Origin of the sequence: Terrimonas pollutisoli, from assembly GCF_029360765.1 — a bacterium.
Lineage (GTDB): Bacteria > Bacteroidota > Bacteroidia > Chitinophagales > Chitinophagaceae > Terrimonas_B > Terrimonas_B pollutisoli.
The window spans coordinates 21,974-41,751 of record NZ_JARKNA010000017.1; the positions used below are offsets into that span (position 1 = coordinate 21,974).

The following is a 19,778-nucleotide window of genomic DNA, read 5'->3' on the forward strand; positions in this document are numbered from 1 at the left end:
TTGTTGGATGATGAATTATATTTTAGTTTTTGTTGTCAATCAGCTCAGCAATATTCATCTTTTACCTGCGCTACTACCACAAAAGCTTTGTCATCGCCTTTGTTTATTATTTCATAATTTCCTGTGGCCGCAGGCACTACAAATGTTTCCGCATAGTGAAAAGTTGAAGAGTTCCCGTTGGCAGTTACGGCTATGCCTGTTCCTTCTACCAGCATGCATACATGACATTGATTATTGGTATTGATTTGAATGCTTCCTGTAAATTCAAACCGGTGCACACTGTAAAAATGTTCTTCATGCGTGGGAAGTTTTATTTTTTTACCACCCTGACATTCTTCTTCCAATATGGGATGCGATACTAATTTCTCAGGCACATATTCAGCTTTCCTGTCGAAGTAAAGGTTTTGCATGCCATGTTCAATATTGATAGGCCGGGGCTGACTGTTGAGATCTAAGCGTAACCAGTCGTACATCTTAAAGGTGAAGATATAAGGGGTGCTACTGATTTCGAGTACAAGGTTGTTTTTCCCGGAAGCATGTATTGTACCATTGGGAATAAGAAATAAATCATGTTTATGTGCCGGTAGTTTTTGTACGTATTTTTCTATCTCCATCTCAATGCCCTTTTCCTGCGCATCGATCAATGCAGTTTTAAATTCTTCCGGGTTGATGGAATCCTGGAAACCCAGGTAAACAGATGCATCTGGCTCGCAGTCGAGAATATAATAGGTCTCATCCTGTGTAAAATTTTCGCCGAAATGTTCTTTAATATAAGCGGGCCTCGGATGGCATTGAACGGAGAGATTGCCGCCGTCAAACGTGTCAAGAAAATCAAAACGGATAGGGAATTCTGTTCCAAACCTGGTGGCTGCTTTACCAAGTAATTTTTTATTATCCGAGTAAAGCAGAAAATCAAAGGAAACTTCCAGTAAATTTTTTTCTCCTTCTATTACAATTCCGTTTTCGGGAGTGATCAGTTCAAAAGACCATGCATAGTTTACTTCATCCTGGTTCAGTTGCGGGATGTGTTTTTTCATCCAGTCACCGCCCCACACACCGGGCTCAAACCAGGGCCTTGCCCGAAAAGGCTGTTGCAGCATTTGGTTTAGTGTGGCCCTGAATGCATCACCATTCATCCAGGTAATTTCATCTATTCGCTGCTCATCAATAATGCAATCGATATGTGAAAGCAATTTCGCCTTATGTTTGTTCAGCACCGGCCAATCAACGAAATAGAAACGCTTATACATCTGTGTGCTTTCAGCTGCCTCTTCGGCACCAAGGTTGGTAATGCTGTCCGCTCTCATCCGGAATTGAATTTCGTTTTTGGGGACATCAACATATAGCAGCTTTCCTTTGATGCCGGTTAGTGCGGCTCCTGTTCCGTAAATAATATTTATGTCTGCAGCTGGATCAGGAGTGATGAGTTTTAATTTCTGTTCATTAAAAAAATCTGGCAGGCTGCCTGTGTATTTTGTTCCGAATACCGGATCATCACCATTTAAACTGTCGGTAATCATGGCATGAATTTCATCAGCCGGTTTAAAACAGGTATTGATATTATACCAGAATATTTTTTTGTTGTTGCGGCTTAATTCAGTATGCAGTTTTTCCCTGAATGTTTCCCATAGCACACCGCCATATCCATCAATGACAATTACTTTTTCATTACTTATTTCTGCTGCAAGGGTATCAAAGCCTTTGTAAACTTTTTCCCCGGATGAAAATGAGGGATAGATATCATAAATGCCGGTATCATTTGGTGTTACAGTGGTCGGTAAAAGTTCCTGCGAAGTTTTTCTCATGATCTTTTTGCTGGTTGAAAGTTTCTCATTGCCGGCTATAATGGCTGCGCCGGTAATAATGCAATCTTCCGTGTTTTCACACAGTACAATATTTATTTGATTGGCCATGACACTTATTTCTTTTTTTAGTGAAGACCCAAACAGGGAAAATGCTTTGGCGATATTTCCGCCAATGACCAGTTCATCGCATTGAAATTTTTGTAGCCAGGGGAGTAGAAAGCGCCCAAGATTTTCTCCTAATTGATTCATTACAGCTTGTGCTTCACCAGAACCGGACTTAACCAAATCCTTTACGTTAGAAATAGTGGCTCCGGTGATTTGCGTATAGGCGTTCAGTATCCAGCGGGTTGAAAAATAATCGTCAGCTTTTGCATCCAAAAAATCCTGGTCATAAAATGCGCCGGAGGGGGGAATGTCAGGATATGAATGCAACAATTCGCTATCCAGCATAAAGGCAGATCCGAAACCGGTGCCCAGGGTAATGAATAGGGTTCGTTTGCTAGTGAGACGATGCAGGCTATAAGCGCCGGTGGCAAAACAGTACGCATCATTGTAAAATTTGAACACGGTATTGTGAAGCCCTGTAACATCTTCTAACGCCTGCCTAATATGCAGGCCAAATGTTTTCTCAAATTTTCCTCCTACATTGGTAATGGCGCTGATGCCATTTTCATAATCGAAAGGACCGGGGAAAGCAATGCCTACGGCGTCGATTTCCTGCACCGTGGCCCTGAGTTCTTTAATACAATTACTTAAGGTAATAACAATGTTACTGGCGCTGTCATGGGAGTCAAGCGTTAACCTTTTTTTCAAAGAGGGCTCCCAACTGTCTTCGGTTTTACCGATAACAGCGGCGGATATATGACTGCCGCCTACGTCTATTCCTATTCTATTCCTATTGATCGACATTTATAGCTGTACTTTTTTAGTCTATTTTTCAGTAAAGGTATCACTGCGATAGTGTTCAAATTATCGGGCATTCACAGAGCGGTTATTTGAAAGTAGTCTCCGATTCATTATCAATATCAGGTTAATAATATGTTCATATGTACAAACATATTATTAAATTCGATTTTTGCCAAAAATATATTCTCAAGGGTGGTGATGGGAGGAGTGTAAGATGAAATGAAATTGTTAAGCTGGAATGTTTACCGGCAAGGTGATGTTGATGGAAAAAATTCAAAAGCCTTCCCTAAAATGTAGGGTAAGTAAATTGAAGTGAACGAAAAATTTGATTATTGGTTTATGCTGCTAAAAAATAGAAGTTTGATTTTGAAGCAATCTATTGTAACCTGTTATACAAGAAATAAAAGACTTCCAGCAATTCTGATAGAAATAGATTTATTGTTCTCTTCTGCTTTCAATTGAATAGATAAAACTATCGGCTCTGTAGAATCCTAAATTATATTCTATCGGACGTTCTGCCTGGTCATAAACAAACCTTTTTCTGAATAAGACGGGGCTTCCCGGCTCGAGTTGTAATTTACCTGCTAAAAATTTATCGGCTGCTCTTGCACTTATTTCTTCTTTGGAAAGATTTGCAACAACCTGGTAATCCTTTTCCAGAATTTCATATAATGGTCTTTTGAAATCCTCTTCTCCTGTAAGCCCGATACGCGGATGGAAAAAAGACACAAAGTAAACAAATGGTCCTTCCGGCCGTCCTCTTAATCTTTCTAACTTTAATACTTTCTTGTTTCCCCGTATTTCAAAAAAATTGGCTACAGTTTCTTCAGGTTTGACCCAGCTTAGGTTAAGCTCAAAATTTTTTATGGGTATTCCCCGTATAGTCATTTCCTGCGAGAAGCTCAGCCAGCTCAACGCTTTTGAGCTTACTATGTTGTTGACTTTGGTGCCAAACCCTTTTTTTCTTACCAGCAGACCTTCATATACCAGTTTATTGATCGCCTGTCTCAACGTTCCCCTGGAGATATTAAGCTTTTTAGCAAGCTCAATTTCATTGGGCAGGTGTTTACCTTTCACATACTGGGGCTGTTTGATGATCTTTCTAAGCAGTTCCTCTGTCTGAATGTGCAATGGGATTGGGCTCTTATGGTCAATTGTAAAGGTCATAGTATTTATAAAGGCACAATATTACTTTTTTTTGGGGCAGTTTGGTAAAAGTAAATCGGGCAGGTGAAAAAAAAGCAGGAGATTTATCAATTATATGTTTATATGTATATACATTTGATAAATGAGTTTTGGTCAATTTTTAAATACGGGTTTTTTTGAGGCAAAAAGATCGGCAGGCGTTATTATATCCGTAATTGAAGCAAGGAGCAATGCAAAACAGAATATCTATATACAGTCGGTATCGTTCAATAAAAAGAAAGTAGACAACTGTTGGATCGACCGGAAAAAACTTACAGAAGGCGGTGTATTGCTATTTGATATGGGATCACAACCCAATACTGCTTTCGGTATTGATACGCCTCCGCCTTCGATGAGTACCGATAAATAGAATGGTTGAAAGGTTGTTAACCCTGATCGGGTACTACAATAGCTGGAATAGGTTGTATTGAGGATTGACAAACTTTATCAGCTTTTATCTCAAAATAGATTGTTTGATTAAAATTTTGATTGTAATGCCAGGAATGAAAATTTTATTGCTTCTTATTGTATTATCAGCATCAGCAGCAATTGCGCAGGAACGAAAAGAAAACAACCAGCCCAATTCAAAAGTAACAGACATATGGGTGGTATTTAAAACCCATTTCGATCTTGGATTTACAGATCTGCCGGAAAATGTATTTAAGCGGTACCGTGAAGAAATGATGGATAATGCATTAAAGGTGATTGAGAACAGCGCTACTCTTCCAAAGGAAAAACGTTTTGCCTGGACCGTTTCCGGATGGCCTTTACAGGCGCAGATACTCGGCCCGCTTCAAACTCCTGAGCGAAAAGCCAGAATTGAAAAAGCAATAAAAGCAGGAACGCTGGTAGTACACGGGCTTCCGTTTACAACGCATACCGAGTCGTTAGAATATGAAGACCTGGTGCGGGGATTGGGTTATTCCTCTGCTGTTGCAAGGAAATACGGGCTTCCCTTACCCATCAGTGCAAAAATGACAGACGTGCCCAGTCATTCCTGGATCATGCCTACCTTGTTGAAACATGCAGGTATCCAATTTTTACAATTGGGTTGTAACCCGGCCAGTCAGTACCCCCGTTTCCCCGAATTGTTCTGGTGGGAAGGAGCAGATGGTTCGAAGATCTTATGCAATTACACTGCCTTATATGGTTCTGATATCCGGCCAACCGCAAACTGGCCTTGCAGGAATTACCTGGCTATGCAAATGACAGGCGACAATCATGGCCCACCCACATCACAGGAAATCGACAAACTTTTGGCTTATGCAGAAAAGGAATTGCCAGGTGTAAAAATTCATTTTGGTACACTGGATGATTTTGCCAAAGCTGTTTTAGCTGAGAAACCTCAGCTGCCTACGGTTAAAGGCGATTGTCCTGATACCTGGATCCAGGGACTGCAATCAAATCCGCAGGAAACAAAAATTGCAAGAAATATCCGTCCACTGGAATCAACACTTGATGGGCTGAATACACAAATGAAATATTGGGGTATACCCGTTGCATCTGTTGCAACAAAGCTGGCAAAAGCCTATGAACAAAGTCTTTTGTATGGCGAGCACACCTGGGGAATGAATGCGGAATATGGCCCTCGTTACAGCTACGGAGATGCATGGAAAAAATGGATGGAGGAGGCAGCGGCAGAACCTATCCCGGAAAACGGCAACTATGCAGCGCTGAAAAACAGCAATGCTCATACTACATCAACCGGGAGTAAAAGAAAATGGCTTCGTTCTTATGATGATAAACGACAATACATCCTTACAACCAATGATATTGTAAGTAAAGAACTCAATACACATCTTGACCTGCTTGCAGCTTCTGTTAATAAGAAAGGGAAACGTGTTGTTGTATATAACCCGCTACCCTGGAAAAGATCGGGAATGATTGAAAACCCCTGGGAGAAAGGAAAATATTTTTATGTAAAGGATGTGGAAGCTTCTGCTTACAGTACGTTCTCTTTTGATGAATTAAAAGAAGGAGCTATTGCCAGCGATGAGCAAACTGTTTTCAGCACTCCTTATTTCAAAGTGGTTTTTGATTTAGAAAAAGGAGGCATCGCCTCTTTAATTGAAAATTCAACCGGTCGTGAATTGGTTGATCAATCATCGAAGTATGTGATGGGCCAGTTCTTGCATGAGCGGTTCAGTACAAATGAAGTTGACAAATGGTTTAATGCATACAGCCGCATCAAAGACGGATGGGGATTAAATGATCTTGGTAAACCCGGTATGATCAATGCAGAAAAAGCGCCTTATTTAACCTTTACTCCCAATGCCTGGAAAATAAATGTCACGCATTCTGCTATTGCAGATATTGCTACGCTGACGGCACTAGCGACCAACGGCTATGCAAAGGGTTATACGTTGATCTTTACGTTTCCACGCAATGCTGCTTATGTTGATGTAGAATGGACAGTAGAATCAAAAACACCCGATAAACAAACAGAAGGAGGGTGGCTTTGTTTCCCATTTAAAGTAGAGAAACCAACTTTCACTGTTGGCAGACTCGGAGGTCCCATCAATCCTGCAACAGATATTATAACGGGCACTAACAGACATCTCATGGCGGTAACGACAGGCGTATCTATTACACAGGCCGATCAATCGGGTGCAGCACTTGCATCAAAAGATGCACCATTAGTGAGCCTTGGAGAACCCGGCTTATGGAAGTATGCCATGGATTATACACCAACTACTCCATCTGTATTTGTGAATCTTTACAATAACATGTGGAATACCAATTTCGCTTTGTGGCAGGATGGTTCATGGAGCGAGAAAGTGCGTATCTGGCCTGTTGATAAACACACGCAAACAGTTTCAAACCTGGTTCAACACTCATGGGAGGCCCGTTTGCCATTATTAACTGGTGTGGCAGACGGTGCACCTGGAAAATTGCCCGTTAAGCAGAATGGAATATCTGTTTCAAGGGGCGGTGCATTAATAACAGCATATGGTGAAAACCCTGGCGGCAATGGAACCATCCTTCGTTTGTGGGAGCAAGCTGGTGTTTCTGGCCATTGTACAGTGAAATTGGGTAATGGTAGTAAACTGAAAGCAGTGCAGCCAATTGATTTGCGTGGAAATAAAACCGGTAAAAAAATAATCGTGAAGAACGGAGCTTTTGATTTTTACCTGGGCAAATATTCACCTGCATCGTTCCTGCTTGTTTATTAAGCTGAATAAAATTGACCACAATATTTTTTTACAACAACATGCAAAAAATACATTTCCTGAAAACCGTTATCATTTTCCTGCTGCTGTGTTGCAGCTACTTCGTTTATGCAGGGCCGGGCAGTATTGCCAATAAAGCAAGCATAACAGCTTCATCTGAGATTAATGAAAAGGGAAAAGCTGCGAATGTTATTGATGGCATTATACGAACCGATGGTAAAGGCGAGTGGATATCCAAAAGCGGTGTTACTTTTTGGGGATATATCGATTATCCATGGATACAATTAAATTGGGAAAAACCACAATCCATCAATAAAATTATTTTATACGACCGTGCTACCGGGGCTGCACATAATGCCGGCGGCACACTGATCTTCAGCAATGGTACAAGGCTGTCTGTTTTTGAAATACCTAACAACGGCGCTCCTAAAATAATTTCTTTCCCCGAACAAACCATTACCTGGGTTCGTTTTGAAACAACCGATGCCGATGGACCTGCTATTGGTTTATCAGAAATAGAAGTGTATCCATCGCCTGCACAAATTACTGATCCTGTTGAATGGGCTGATCCCTACATTGAATCGGCACGCGGCCGTTATTTTTATTTTGCTACCGGCAGTCAGCCATTTGGGATGATCAGCGCTGCTCCATTAACCCGTAACAAAAATCAATATGGTGGTGGGTATAATTATAATTCAACAGAAGTGCTGGGTTTTCCGCAAGTGCATTGCTGGATGCTTTCAGGCATTACGCTGATGCCAACAACAGGTACCGTTGTTCCCAATAATGGAGAGCAGGGATGGAAGTCGAAATTTTCACACGAAGCAGAAATAGTACAACCGGGTTACCATCGGCTGTATCTTGATAATTACGATACCTGGGTGGAACAAACAGCCGGCGACCGGGTAAGTTTTTATCGTTTTACTTATGCCAAAGATGCGTTTACAAATGTGCTGATTAATTTGGGTGGTTATTTAGGGGAGGCTACGATGAATGATGCAAGAGTGCAAAAAATAAGCAACACACATATAGAGGGCTCGGTGAATACAACGGGCCGGCTATGGGGTGGCCCGGAGAATGTGCGTATTTATTTTGCCATTGATTTTGAAAAGCCCTTCGAAAAATTAATTGGCTGGGATGGTAAACAGGAATTGCCGGATGTAACAACCTTAACCGGAACGCCGGAGAAAACAGCAAGGCACACCGGCCGGATGAGTTATTACGATGCACCCACAACCGGTGTATCGGCACAATACCATGTAAAAGCCGGCGAAACCGTTCAGATGAAAGTGGCTGTTTCATTTACCAGTGTTGAAAATGCACGGCTCAACCTGGAATCGGAATGCAAACACTGGAGTTTCGATCAACTGCGTGCAACATCGCAAAAAGAATGGAACGAAATGCTGGGTCGTATTGCAGTAAAAGGTGGCAGCAACGATCAAAAGAAAAAATTTTATACCGACTTGTGGCATGTATTGCTGGGCCGCCATAAACTGGATGATGTGTCTGGCGATTATCCCGATAACACCGAAGGAGAAAGGCGTGGAAGTTTTACCGTGAACACAAAATTTAAAATCCGCACATTGCCCAAAGATCGAAACGGTAAAGTGAAATTTCACATGTACAATTCGGATGCGTTTTGGTTAACGCAATGGAATTTGAATGTGCTGTGGGGATTGGCCTGGCCCGAAGTGCTCGACGATTTCGCAGCATCGTTGGTTCAATATGCTGAAAATGGAAAATTGCTTCCAAGAGGTCCCTGTGGTGGCGGATATTCTTATATCATGACCGGCTGCCCGGCTACCAACCTCATCACATCTGCTTACCAAAAAGGAATTTTTACAAAGAAACCTGTTGCAACAGCCTATGAGGTAATGAAACAAAATCATGCACCGGGTGGGATGATGGGAGAAAAGGAAGAAATGGAATTTTATATCAAAAATGGTTATTACCCATCGAATGCAGGCATCACGGTTGAAATTGCTTTCCAGGATTGGGCATTGGCTCAAATGGCGCAAAAATTAGGTAAGAAAAAAGAGTATAATTATTTCTTCCGGCGCTCACAAGGCTGGACAAAACTCTTTGACAATGATCAAAAATTGATCTTTCCTAAAACAAAAGAAGGAGCGTGGGTACATAAAAATCCTTTGGATGGTAACGGTTGGGTAGAGGCCAATGCCTGGCAGGCAACATGGTCGGTTTCGCATGGCATCCATCAGCTGGCCAACATGATGGGAGGTGCCGATACGCTTTGCAAAATGTTGAATTTTGCTTTTGAAAAAGCGAAAGACCAGGATTTTGTATTTGGTTATGGAGCGGGTTATGTAAGCTATGCCAATCAACCGGGCTGTTCGAATGCGCATGTGTTTAATTATGCCGGGCGTCCTGATTTAACGCAATACTGGGTGCGGAGAGTAAATGAGCAGGCTTATGGTGCTGTTACACCCGATAAAGGATACGGTGGTCACGATGAAGACCAGGGACAGATGGGTGGTGTGAGTGCTTTAACATCTATCGGGTTGTTTAGCCTCAACGGAAATTGTTCCATCAATCCTGTATATGATATTACCAGCCCTGTTTTTGATGAAGTCGTCATTAAGCTTAATAATGATTACTACCCCGGAAAAGAGTTTGTAATTAAAACACATAACAACTCCAGGGCAAATTGTTATATACAAAGAGCTACATTAAACGGTAAGGACCACAACCAATTTTTCTTTTCGCATGCCGATTTTCAGAACGGAGGTGTTTTGGAATTATGGTTAGGTGAACAACCGAATTTATCCTGGGGCAAAACATTACCACCTGTAATGAGTAAGTAATAATGGTTTAAATGCTTATTGAATAACCGATACAGGCTAATTGCCAAAAATCAAAGCATATGAAAATAAAGAAGTGCTCCTTACTGTTCTTATTTCTGCTTCCTGCTTTTATTGCGATCGCACAAGTAAAGAAAACAGGCGACGCAATCCTTGTTGAAAAAATAAAGAGCAATCAATATTTCGCGTTTGTAAAAGCCAAAGCGTTGGAAGTAATGAGAACAGGTTTTAACGCGGGTGATGGTTACCGGGAAGTGTGGATCCGTGATTACAATACATTTATTAAGTTGGCAGCGCAAGTGTATTCAAAAGAAGTGTTGAAAGAGAACCTGTTGGTGTTTTTTAGAATGCAGGGCGATGACGGGAATATAATTGATGGGTTTACTCCGGCAGAAAAAATCAAAAAAGGCGAAACCGATTTTTCTTATTCAAAACTGGAGCCTCGTTATGCCGGGCATAAAAATACGGTAGAAACCGACCAGGAAACATCATTGGTACAAGCAGTTTACAAATACATTCAACTTACAGGCGATAAAACAATTTTAAACGAAAAGGTTGGTGATAAAACGGTAAGTGAAAGATTGGTGTGGGCAATGGAGTTTTTGATGAACCACCGGTTTAATGGGCAATACGGATTGATCATTGGCGCTACCACTGCTGATTGGGGCGATGTGCAACCGGAGCATGGCTGGGGCGTAGACCTGGATAACAATACGCATCCTGCAATTGATATTTATGATAATGCCATGTTGATTGTTGCGTTGAACAATTTGATGGAAATAGATCCTTCCTCAAAGAAGAAATGGAACAAAGTGAAAGACAATATCGCTAAGAACTGCAGAAAGCACCTGTGGGATAAACAACAACAAAAATTCATTCCGCATATCTATCTGAAAGGTTCCCCTTTCCCTGCTGATTTTGATGAAAATAAAATCTATTATTTCGGCGGAACAACAGTTGCTATTGAAGCCGGGTTGTTAAACAAGCAGGAAATAAAAGCATCACTGGAAGAGATGAAGAAAAGAGTGCAACAGGCTGGTGCAGCTTCCATCGGGCTTACTCTTTATCCTCCTTACCCCGAAGGTTATTTTGCTAATAAAATTATGAATCCCGTTTACAGTTACCAGAATGGCGGCGACTGGACATGGTTTGGAGCGAGAATGATACAGCAATTAGTGAAATACGGTTTTACAGAAGACGCTTACGAACAAATACAACCCATGGTAAAACGTGTACAGGACAATAATGGTTTTTATGAATGGTACTCGGTTGATAACAAACCGCGTGGTTCGGGTACATTCAGAGGTGAAGCTGGTGTTTTATATACGGCTATTAGGATGATGGAGAATTTGAAGTAGCAAAGTACATTTAGTTTACCCGGCACAATAAAAGTCTACTGTACAAAATCAAAGAAACAATCTAATTATTTGAACTGATAAATTCTAATTTATGAAAAGAATTATGTGTTTCGTGGTTTTGTTCTTGTGTGGGTTTTTCATAAAGAGTGTTGCACAAAAGACAGTTTGGAATATAGGAAAAGCTGATAAATCATCCAACGAATTTGCTTTGGCGCCGGATAAATTCAAGGATTTTGTGGAACATGATTTTGGTTATGAAGACAAGTTTTATTTAATCAGGTATTCAAAAGAAAAAGACAATTTTCCTTATGTGCTTCCGGGACCGGTTGATACATGGGGAGGTACCTGGCCCACTTCAGGATGGAGGACAAATCAAATTAATATTTTATTTGGAATTAAAAATGTACCGGCAAACGGAGAGTATAAATTAGTTATTAAACTCACCGATTATGCAAAGAAATTCTTGCCTTTGATTAAAGTAGTCATTAATAACCAGGAGGAAATGATTCAATTAACAGCACCTGGTTATGATGTAAAGAGACAACCCTCGCCAGGACTGGCTGAACCCTATATTGATACGGCATCCATTACCGGAAACTTATCAGCTGCAACTTCGAAAACACTTGAAATTCCCATTAGTCCTTACGTGATTAAAAAAGGCGGTAACAAGGTGACCATAACAGTATTGCAAGGCTCCTGGATAATGTTTGACCAGGTTCAGATGATTGGTACTAAATGTAAAATAGAAAAACCGGCGAAATTATTTGTTTGCAATGTTGAACCTGCAAATTATACCTTAGACAAAGATGGTAAAGAAATTCAGCCGCTGTTAGTGAACGTAGAGCATTTGTCCGGAGAATCAGCAGTGAGGGTTGAAGTGGATGGTGAGAATGTATTCAATCAAACTGTCGAAGAAGGGAATTACATATTTGAAGTTCCCATGCCTGCGGTTTCTGCACCAACTCAAAGCAAGTATAAAGTTTTTGTGGGCCGTAAAGTTGTTGAAGAAGGTATAGTTAACCGTTCGAAGCAAAATCCGCAAACGCCGGCTGATTATGTTGATACCCGGATGGGTACTGGACATTCACGATGGATGATTGCACCCGGCCCATGGATGCCGTTTAGTATGGTTAAGATGAGCCCGGACAATCAAAATGCAGGTTGGCAGGCGGGGTATGAACCAGCTTATGAAAGCATAGGAACGTTTAGTCATATTCATGAATGGACACTGGGCGGGTTAGGAATTTTTCCAACAAATGGGAAGTTGAAAATAAATATGGGTGATGAATTGAATTGCGTTCCGGGCTATCGGTCAGCAATAGATAAAAAGTCGGAAGAAGCGCCTATTGGTTATTATAAGGTTCTCCTTAAAGATTACAATATCAAAGCTGAAATTACGTCGACCACCCGTTGCGGTTTTCAAAAGTTTACTTTCCCTGGAAACAGCGATGGTTCCCGGATCCTTGTTGACCTGCATATCCCAGCAGAGTATGATTACCAGTTAAAAAAAGTTTTTATCCGGAAAACCGGTGACAACAGGATAGAAGGTTACTCTCATCAACTCTCTCCACAGGTTTGGAGCAATGATGCCGAACAAGATTATACCGTCAACTTTGTCATCGAGTTTGATCAACCCATAAAAAAAATGGGGCGGTGGATAAATGGTGAAATTAAATATGAAGAGATAATTGACGTAAAAGACGTTAAAGATGCCGGAATTTTTTTAGAATTTGATACGAAAGCAAATCCTGTTGTCCAGGTACGTTCTGGAATTTCTTTAGTAAGCATTGCCAATGCGAGTGAAAATTTAGAAACTGAAATAGCCCGTCCTTTCAATTGGAACTTTGATGCTGTTAGAAATAATCAAAAAAATGTTTGGAACGATATCTTCAACCGGGTTAAAATCACCACGACAAACAGGCTTGAGAAAATTCGTTTTTACAACGCGATGTACCGGTCAATTTGCAGTAGAAATAGCTGGAGTGATGTAAACGGCGAATGGAAAGGAACGGATGGCGCAATCCAAAGACTCAAAAGTAAAGATGAGGTTGCTTTGGGATGTGATGCTTTTTGGAATACGTTTTGGAATTTAAACCAGTTCTGGAATCTTGTCACACCGGAATGGAGCAGTAAATGGGTAAAATCTCAATTGGCAATGTATGATGCATACGGATGGTTAGCCAAAGGACCGGCAGGGATGAACTATATCCCTGTTATGGTGGCTGAGCATGAAATTCCCATGATGGTTAGCGCTTATCAAATGGGTATACGAGATTTCGATCCGAAAAAAGTTTTGAACGCGGCTGTTAAAATGCAAACTACGCCGGCACAAAAAGTATTTACCGGCTTTGCGGGCAACAGGGATCTTAAAGCCTACCTGAAATATCATTATGTTCCGTCAGATTCAGGCCGTTTCTCCAATACGATGGAGTATTCCTATGACGACTGGTGCGTGGGACAGTTAGCAAAATCTATGGGAGATTCATCGCTGTATCGAACCTACAACGATAGAGGTTATTGGTGGAAAAATGCTATTGATACAAATGGATATTGCCATATGAGATTAAGCAACGGAGAGTGGACCAAAGATTTCAATGCTTTCCGCAGTGGCGCCAATGAACATTATGTTGAAGGAAATGCATGGCAACTTACATTCTTTGTTCCACAGGATGTGCCGGCATTAATCAGCATAATTGGTAAAGATGAATTTGTAAAAAGATTGGATTGGGGGTTCACGCAAAGTGAGCCATGGAGATACAATGGAATGAATGATCAATATTGGGACTATCCGGTGGTACAGGGCAATCAGCAATCCATGCATTTTGCTTTTCTCTTTAACTGGGCAGGTAAACCCTGGTTGACGCAAAAATGGAGTCGTTCTGTTCTTGAACGTTATTATGGAAATGGAATTACTAACGCCTATCTTGGCGATGAAGACCAGGGGCAGATGAGTGCCTGGTTTGTAATGGCGGCAATAGGGCTGTTTCAAACAGATGGAGGAGCCAGGTCAACTCCCATCTATGAAATAGGAAGTCCGCTGTACGAAAGGATCGAAATAGATTTGGGAAAACAATATGGAAGAGGAGAGAAGTTTGTTATCATAGCGCACAACTCCAGCAGGCGTAATAAATATGTGCAAAAAGCTACACTGAATGGTAAGCCTTTAAATTCTTTCTTTTTTCCAGCCAGTGAATTGCTTAAGGGCGGTGAATTAGAATTGGAAATGGGGCCCGAACCAAATAATGATTGGGGAGTGAATTAACATCTTCTTATTTGATTGTCGCCTGATAAAAAATATAAATGTTGCTTCCGTTTATTTTTTCAGGATCCTTTCAATAATAAGTTCTCCAACTTTTTTTCCTTGCGCAGCTCCGGCTTCAACGCCGGTGCGGTAATGAATACCACCATATACACGGCTGATGGATGCTTCAGTTGCTGCTTCCTGGAAAGAATTAAAATGCCGTTGCATGCCAATATACCTAAGGTCACTTGTATCCTGGAAGGAAAAATTATTCCCATATATATGTGCTAACACTGTAGAGGCCGACGCAGTAATAGCACTATGCCCGCTGGTATATTCGGGAAACGGTGGTGTTTGCAAAAAGGGAACAAAGCTGTTATCTATGTGTTCATTGATATACGTTACAGGACGCACTACATTGCTCCTGTATTTTTCATCCCAGCATGCAATAAATGCATCATACAAAGCAATTGCTGTCATTGCATAACCTTTCGCAATTTGAACCGGATCGGCATTTGTTTGTTTGGCCGCAATGGCTGCAATGCCCATCCAATGCCCGCCCGGTGTAATTTTTTTTGTGGCAAACATCAGGTGTCCCGAATGTTCAATCACAAAAGGATTGTCGTCCCAGTAGCGTGCAATAGCCTTTTGCTCTCCCGTTAAGTTTTTATTGATCGTATATACTTCTTTTGCATTTTTATAAAAAAAACTATTAGTATCTGTACTAAACAAAGGAGGCCTTGGCGGCATAAATTGTGAAGCAGAATCCAATACCATTGTTTTCATTGTATTCCAGCACCACTCTACGCCGTCTAAATAATCGGGTGGGGTAGGCCTCCATTTCCCGGGATCTTTACTCCCTAAGTGTTTTGGTTTCCCCCTTGATGCCAGGTAACCGTCATTCTTTGCTCTTGCCAGTATTACTTTGGCGATAGTATCGCCAAATGCAATGGATCGCTGATAAGTAGCATCATCTAAATTTTCTTTAAACGTATTGTACACAAAATCTTCATGCGTTTTCAGGGAATCAACAGAAAAGACTTTGATGTTGCGGGTTACTGTAAAAAAGGCCTTGGAAGCAGCCAATGTGTAATCATAAGACTTTCCTTTTTCAGGCTCAGGCATTTTTGCAAAACCATGCAATTGCTCCGCAATGGAAGCAGTCCCTTCTTTACTAAACCGGATGGCTTCATAAGAAGCTAACGAAGTATACACATAAAGCCGGGCCGCCACAGGCGGTGTAAATACATCATAAATAATCACCTCGGTTAACAGGTCCTGGTTTTGATGTAAGATCTCTGCATCCGGTATATTCGTACTTGTTTTTTTCTGACTACAGCTAATGAATAAAATAATAAAGCCGGTCAACAAATAGAGGCCCGCAATTTTCTTTCTCATCTGTTTTTTTGTTTTAGCAGGATGGAGTTTGGTAGTATAAATTTTTCCTTCTCCATTTATCGGTTAAAAAGATAATGTCCTGGTTTTTCTCTTACTGTCGGTAATTGCTACCGATTTCACATTACTGCCAATACGCAAGAATCTTGCTGATTGCGAGAGAAAGGAAGAACCATAGTAAAACTCCTGTCTTTGTTTTTTACCATCAGCAAATGCAATGTCTGCAGTTATGTCAGTTGGTTGCAAGGGTACATGCCTGGCTTCTTTTTTCAATTCAAATATTGTTAATGGCCCCCGGTTTTGGGTGGCAGCCAGCAGGTATTTATCATTTTTACTTTTCAATTTTATCAATGCCTTTCCATTGCCCGGAATAAAGATGCCGCTTTCAAGAATGGATTGAGGAACAAAATTTCCTTTACCATCTCCTTTCAGCATCAATCCATTTAAGGCATCGTAACGACCTACTGATACGTCGGTGCCATAGTCATTAGTAGTTATCACTACGTCAAGGTTACCATCTCCGTCAAAATCATCGGCTACCATTCCATTCAGTGCCGACAGCTGAGCTTTAAAGGGTAACGGTACCAGGGTGAATTTTCCGTTCCCGTCATTTCTGCAATAAGAGGAACTGAAAGTATTTGCTTTTAATTTGAGTACACCATTCCATTGCTCCGGCGTAAACAATTGATCCATTGTAGCGGTGGCATACGATTTATAGTTTTGGAATTTTGATCGTGTCCCGATGATTTGTTTTATCATATCGTCTCGTCCCGGGGCGGGAAATTCTTTTTTGGTGGTGTCGCTTTGGCTTGCCTGAAGGTATAAAGCAGGAATAGCATCGTAGCTTCCGTTGTTATCGAAATCTTTTGCATACACAGCCGCCGGATATTGTTCGGTTGCTTTATAAAATGAATTGTGTCCAAGATTGCCTGTTATGAAATCAATATCGCCATCGTTATCAAAATCACCAGCGGTTAAGCTGTTCCACCAGCCAGTTTGATCGGCCAGTCCCGTTTTGTTTGTTACGTTTTTGAATATGCCTTTTTCATTTTTTAAAAACGTTAGTGGCATCCATTCTCCCGCCAGCACAATGTCGGGCCATCCGTCATTGTCAAAATCTGTACAGAGAGCATCACATACCAGGCCTATATTATTGAATTCTTTGGCTACCTGACCCGTGACATCCACAAATTTTATTTGCCCGTTCTTCGAATCATTGCGGTAAATAAAACTTGAGACGGGTTTAGGATAATGCCAGGGATTTACCCGTCCGGCAATAAACAAATCAAGGTCGCCATCCCTATCATAATCCATAGCTCTTGCGCATGATTTGCTGGTATAATTCTGAGGTAGCACCAATGAATCGGTTTTAAAATTTCCTTTACCGTCATTGATAAAAAATTGATCCTGGTAAGCGATGGTGTTGGATTTACTTTCATAACCACCATGCGCTAAGTAAAGATCAAGGTCTCCATCTCCGTCAGCATCAAACAAGACTGTTCCCATATCCTGGAACTGTACATGGATATTTTCAACGGGCCGCACAATCGTTTTTTGCCGAAACGAACCATTGTCCTGTTGCAGTAAAACAGCAGCACCTGACGAAGAATTGCCGCCAACGATGATATCATCCAATCCGTCGCCATTCAAATCTCCTGCTGCGAGTGAAGGCCCGTATTCCGAAAACTTGTGGGGTAATATTTTTTGAATATTGAAATCAATATAATCTGTTTGGGAATGTTTGTAATGAACATCCAGTGAGTTACTAACTTCTCTGAACAAGTTGTGTTGCGCTAATACCGGAAGGGACCAATCAAAACGATCTTTTGCATCCGTTTTATTAATTTTTATTGTTTGATCAGGTGTTATATTCTTTACGGATTGTTTAGTTCCATCCGGCCATTTTATAACCAGGGAATCAATGGTTGAAATTTCACCAAGCCCGAAGTGTGGATTTTGTTGTACGCTGGACAGGTATCCACGATAGGGAGTTTGCTCATATACCTGTTGCTGATTTCCATAATAAATTTCTATCCATGCACCAATGCCATTTCTGTTGAGCGGATCGCCAGATAATTGCACGGACAAATAATGTTTGTTATTAGGCTTTGCATTCATCATGCTGTTTTCATAGACAGAAGCTTCATCATTGATATTATTTATGATCATGTCGAGGTCGCCATCATTATCCAGGTCTGCATAAGCCGCCCCGTTTGAAAATGTGGGAGTGCTTAAACCCCATTCATGCGAAACATCAGAGAACCTGCAATTACCATTATTGCGAAATGCGTAGTTGTGGAGTTTGACTTCAGGTATTTGTGCCAGTGTATTTGCTTGTGGTGTGATAGGAGCAGCTTCCTGGCGGTAAGCAATAAAGTCGCGGTCCGTTACATCTTTTGGAAACCCATTTGTAACAACCATATCACGCAATCCATCGTTATCAAAATCGGCCACTAAAGGGCACCAGCTCCAGTCTGTTTCTGCTATTCCTGAAAAATAGCCGATATCGCTGAAAACAGGATCACCAATCGAATCGTTGGAGTTGAGTCTAGGCCCTTCATTAACCTGCAGGGTGTTTCTGACATATTGGTATTGGTAGTTGAAAAAATCATTGAGCTGAAATGTTTGGTAACTGCTTGCACCCAGCATCATTTTCTTCCTGTAATTATCTTCCGGATTCATATCCAGTTCAACAATATCAGACAGGCCATCGTTATTGATATCTATTACATCCTGTCCCATTCCATTAGCAGATGTATGTTTAAAATAGGAGCTGGCTTTGTCTGTAAATGTTCCGTTGTGATTATTGATGTATAACAGGTCGTTGGCAATAAAATCATTGGTTACAAAAATATCTTTCCATCCATCTTTATTAATATCGGCAATAGTTGCTCCGTGCCCATAACCTTCAATGGTAACTCCTGCTTCGTTGGTTACATTGGTAAATACAGGATGTTTCAACGAACTATCCATATCGTTGCGGTAAAGCCGTCCCGTACTGGGGAAACTGCCATCTGTAATTTTCTGCTTAAAAACAGAGGGGTTCACACCGGGAAGAATCTCGTTTACCACAATATAAACATCCAGGTCGCCATCGTTGTCATAATCAAAAAAATTGGCCATAGTAGAATGCGTGCTGTCGTCAAGCCCATAAGTAGCAGCTTCCTCTTTAAACACGGGGAGTTTCTCCTTGTTCAATCCTTTATTGATGTATAAAAGGTTTTTTCTCTTTAAGGGGTCTTTATCCATCGAAGCGCATACATACATATCCATCAATCCATCAGTATTGATATCAATCACGGCAACACCTTTGCACCACCTTCCGCTTCCGTTTACTCCGGCAGTATTGGTTATATCTTCAAACTGTAATCTCCCCTTGTTTAAATACAATTTGGAGGACACCATATTACCGGTGAAGTAAACATCCTGCAAACCGTCGTTGTTAAAATCGCCTATTCCTACACCGCCACCATTATAAATATTGGTTACATCAATGGGATTGAGTGAATCACTTTCAACGATTTTATTATTGAAGGTGATTCCGGAATGATTGGAAGATACGGTTTGAAATAGCTGATGGTTTTGTTTGCACGAGGCAATGAGCAGCCAGGTAAGCACCAGGCTTGTAATGAACCGGGAGAATTTCATATGAGAATCGTTTATGCGCATGTTAAAAGCAGTATTGATTTTGTAATGTTTTTAATTCATTTCTCTTCCCGAATAATTTATTTTTTAAAAAAAATTTGGCGGGAATTAGTTTTCAGCTACATTTGGTATGTATATACATATATACAAATATAGAAAATAGCAACCAAAAAAAACGCGGTCGGCTGTGACTTTCGGATGGATAAGCCATTGATGCCTTAGGGTTATCAATATTTTGAAATCCCTTTCCGGGA

9 protein-coding genes are annotated in these 19,778 nt (G+C 41.0%); 5 read left to right on the plus strand and 4 right to left on the minus strand.

Annotated elements, in window-relative coordinates; translation table 11 throughout:
• Positions 1-44 precede the first annotated feature (44 nt).
• Positions 45-2,714: an ROK family protein gene (locus P2W73_RS20790; RefSeq protein ID WP_276504028.1), complete on the minus strand. Its 2,670-nt coding sequence runs from the start codon at positions 2,712-2,714 to the stop codon at positions 45-47.
• Positions 2,715-3,146: 432 nt separating this feature from the next.
• On the minus strand, positions 3,147-3,878 hold the full coding sequence (locus P2W73_RS20795; protein WP_276504029.1) for a GntR family transcriptional regulator: 732 nt from the start codon (positions 3,876-3,878) through the stop codon (positions 3,147-3,149).
• 121 nt (positions 3,879-3,999) lie between these two features.
• Here P2W73_RS20795 and P2W73_RS20800 point away from each other — a divergent pair, with 121 nt between their 5' ends.
• The 5 genes from P2W73_RS20800 (at position 4,000) to P2W73_RS20820 (ending at position 14,505) form a co-directional block, all read left to right on the plus strand.
• Positions 4,000-4,266 carry a glycoside hydrolase domain-containing protein gene (locus P2W73_RS20800; RefSeq protein ID WP_276504030.1) on the plus strand — a complete coding sequence of 89 codons (267 nt, stop codon included), beginning with the start codon at positions 4,000-4,002 and terminating at the stop codon, positions 4,264-4,266.
• 124 nt (positions 4,267-4,390) lie between these two features.
• Positions 4,391-7,069, plus strand: a complete 2,679-nt coding sequence (locus P2W73_RS20805) for a glycoside hydrolase family 38 N-terminal domain-containing protein (RefSeq protein WP_276504031.1) — start codon at positions 4,391-4,393, stop codon at positions 7,067-7,069.
• A gap of 38 nt (positions 7,070-7,107) precedes the next feature.
• On the plus strand, positions 7,108-9,888 hold the full coding sequence (locus P2W73_RS20810; RefSeq protein WP_276504032.1) for a GH92 family glycosyl hydrolase: 2,781 nt from the start codon (positions 7,108-7,110) through the stop codon (positions 9,886-9,888).
• 59 nt (positions 9,889-9,947) lie between these two features.
• A complete protein-coding gene (locus P2W73_RS20815; protein ID WP_276504033.1) occupies positions 9,948-11,243 on the plus strand; it encodes a glucosidase family protein in 1,296 nt (431 codons plus the stop codon).
• 91 nt (positions 11,244-11,334) lie between these two features.
• Positions 11,335-14,505: a GH92 family glycosyl hydrolase gene (locus P2W73_RS20820; protein ID WP_276504034.1), complete on the plus strand. Its 3,171-nt coding sequence runs from the start codon at positions 11,335-11,337 to the stop codon at positions 14,503-14,505.
• Between the two features lie 51 nt (positions 14,506-14,556).
• Here P2W73_RS20820 and P2W73_RS20825 read toward each other — a convergent pair whose 3' ends face one another.
• Both P2W73_RS20825 and P2W73_RS20830 read right to left on the minus strand, forming a co-directional pair.
• Positions 14,557-15,882: a vanadium-dependent haloperoxidase gene (locus P2W73_RS20825; protein WP_276504035.1), complete on the minus strand. Its 1,326-nt coding sequence runs from the start codon at positions 15,880-15,882 to the stop codon at positions 14,557-14,559.
• Positions 15,883-15,945: 63 nt separating this feature from the next.
• Positions 15,946-19,527 carry a CRTAC1 family protein gene (locus P2W73_RS20830; RefSeq protein WP_276504036.1) on the minus strand — a complete coding sequence of 1,194 codons (3,582 nt, stop codon included), beginning with the start codon at positions 19,525-19,527 and terminating at the stop codon, positions 15,946-15,948.
• Positions 19,528-19,778: the final 251 nt, after the last annotated feature.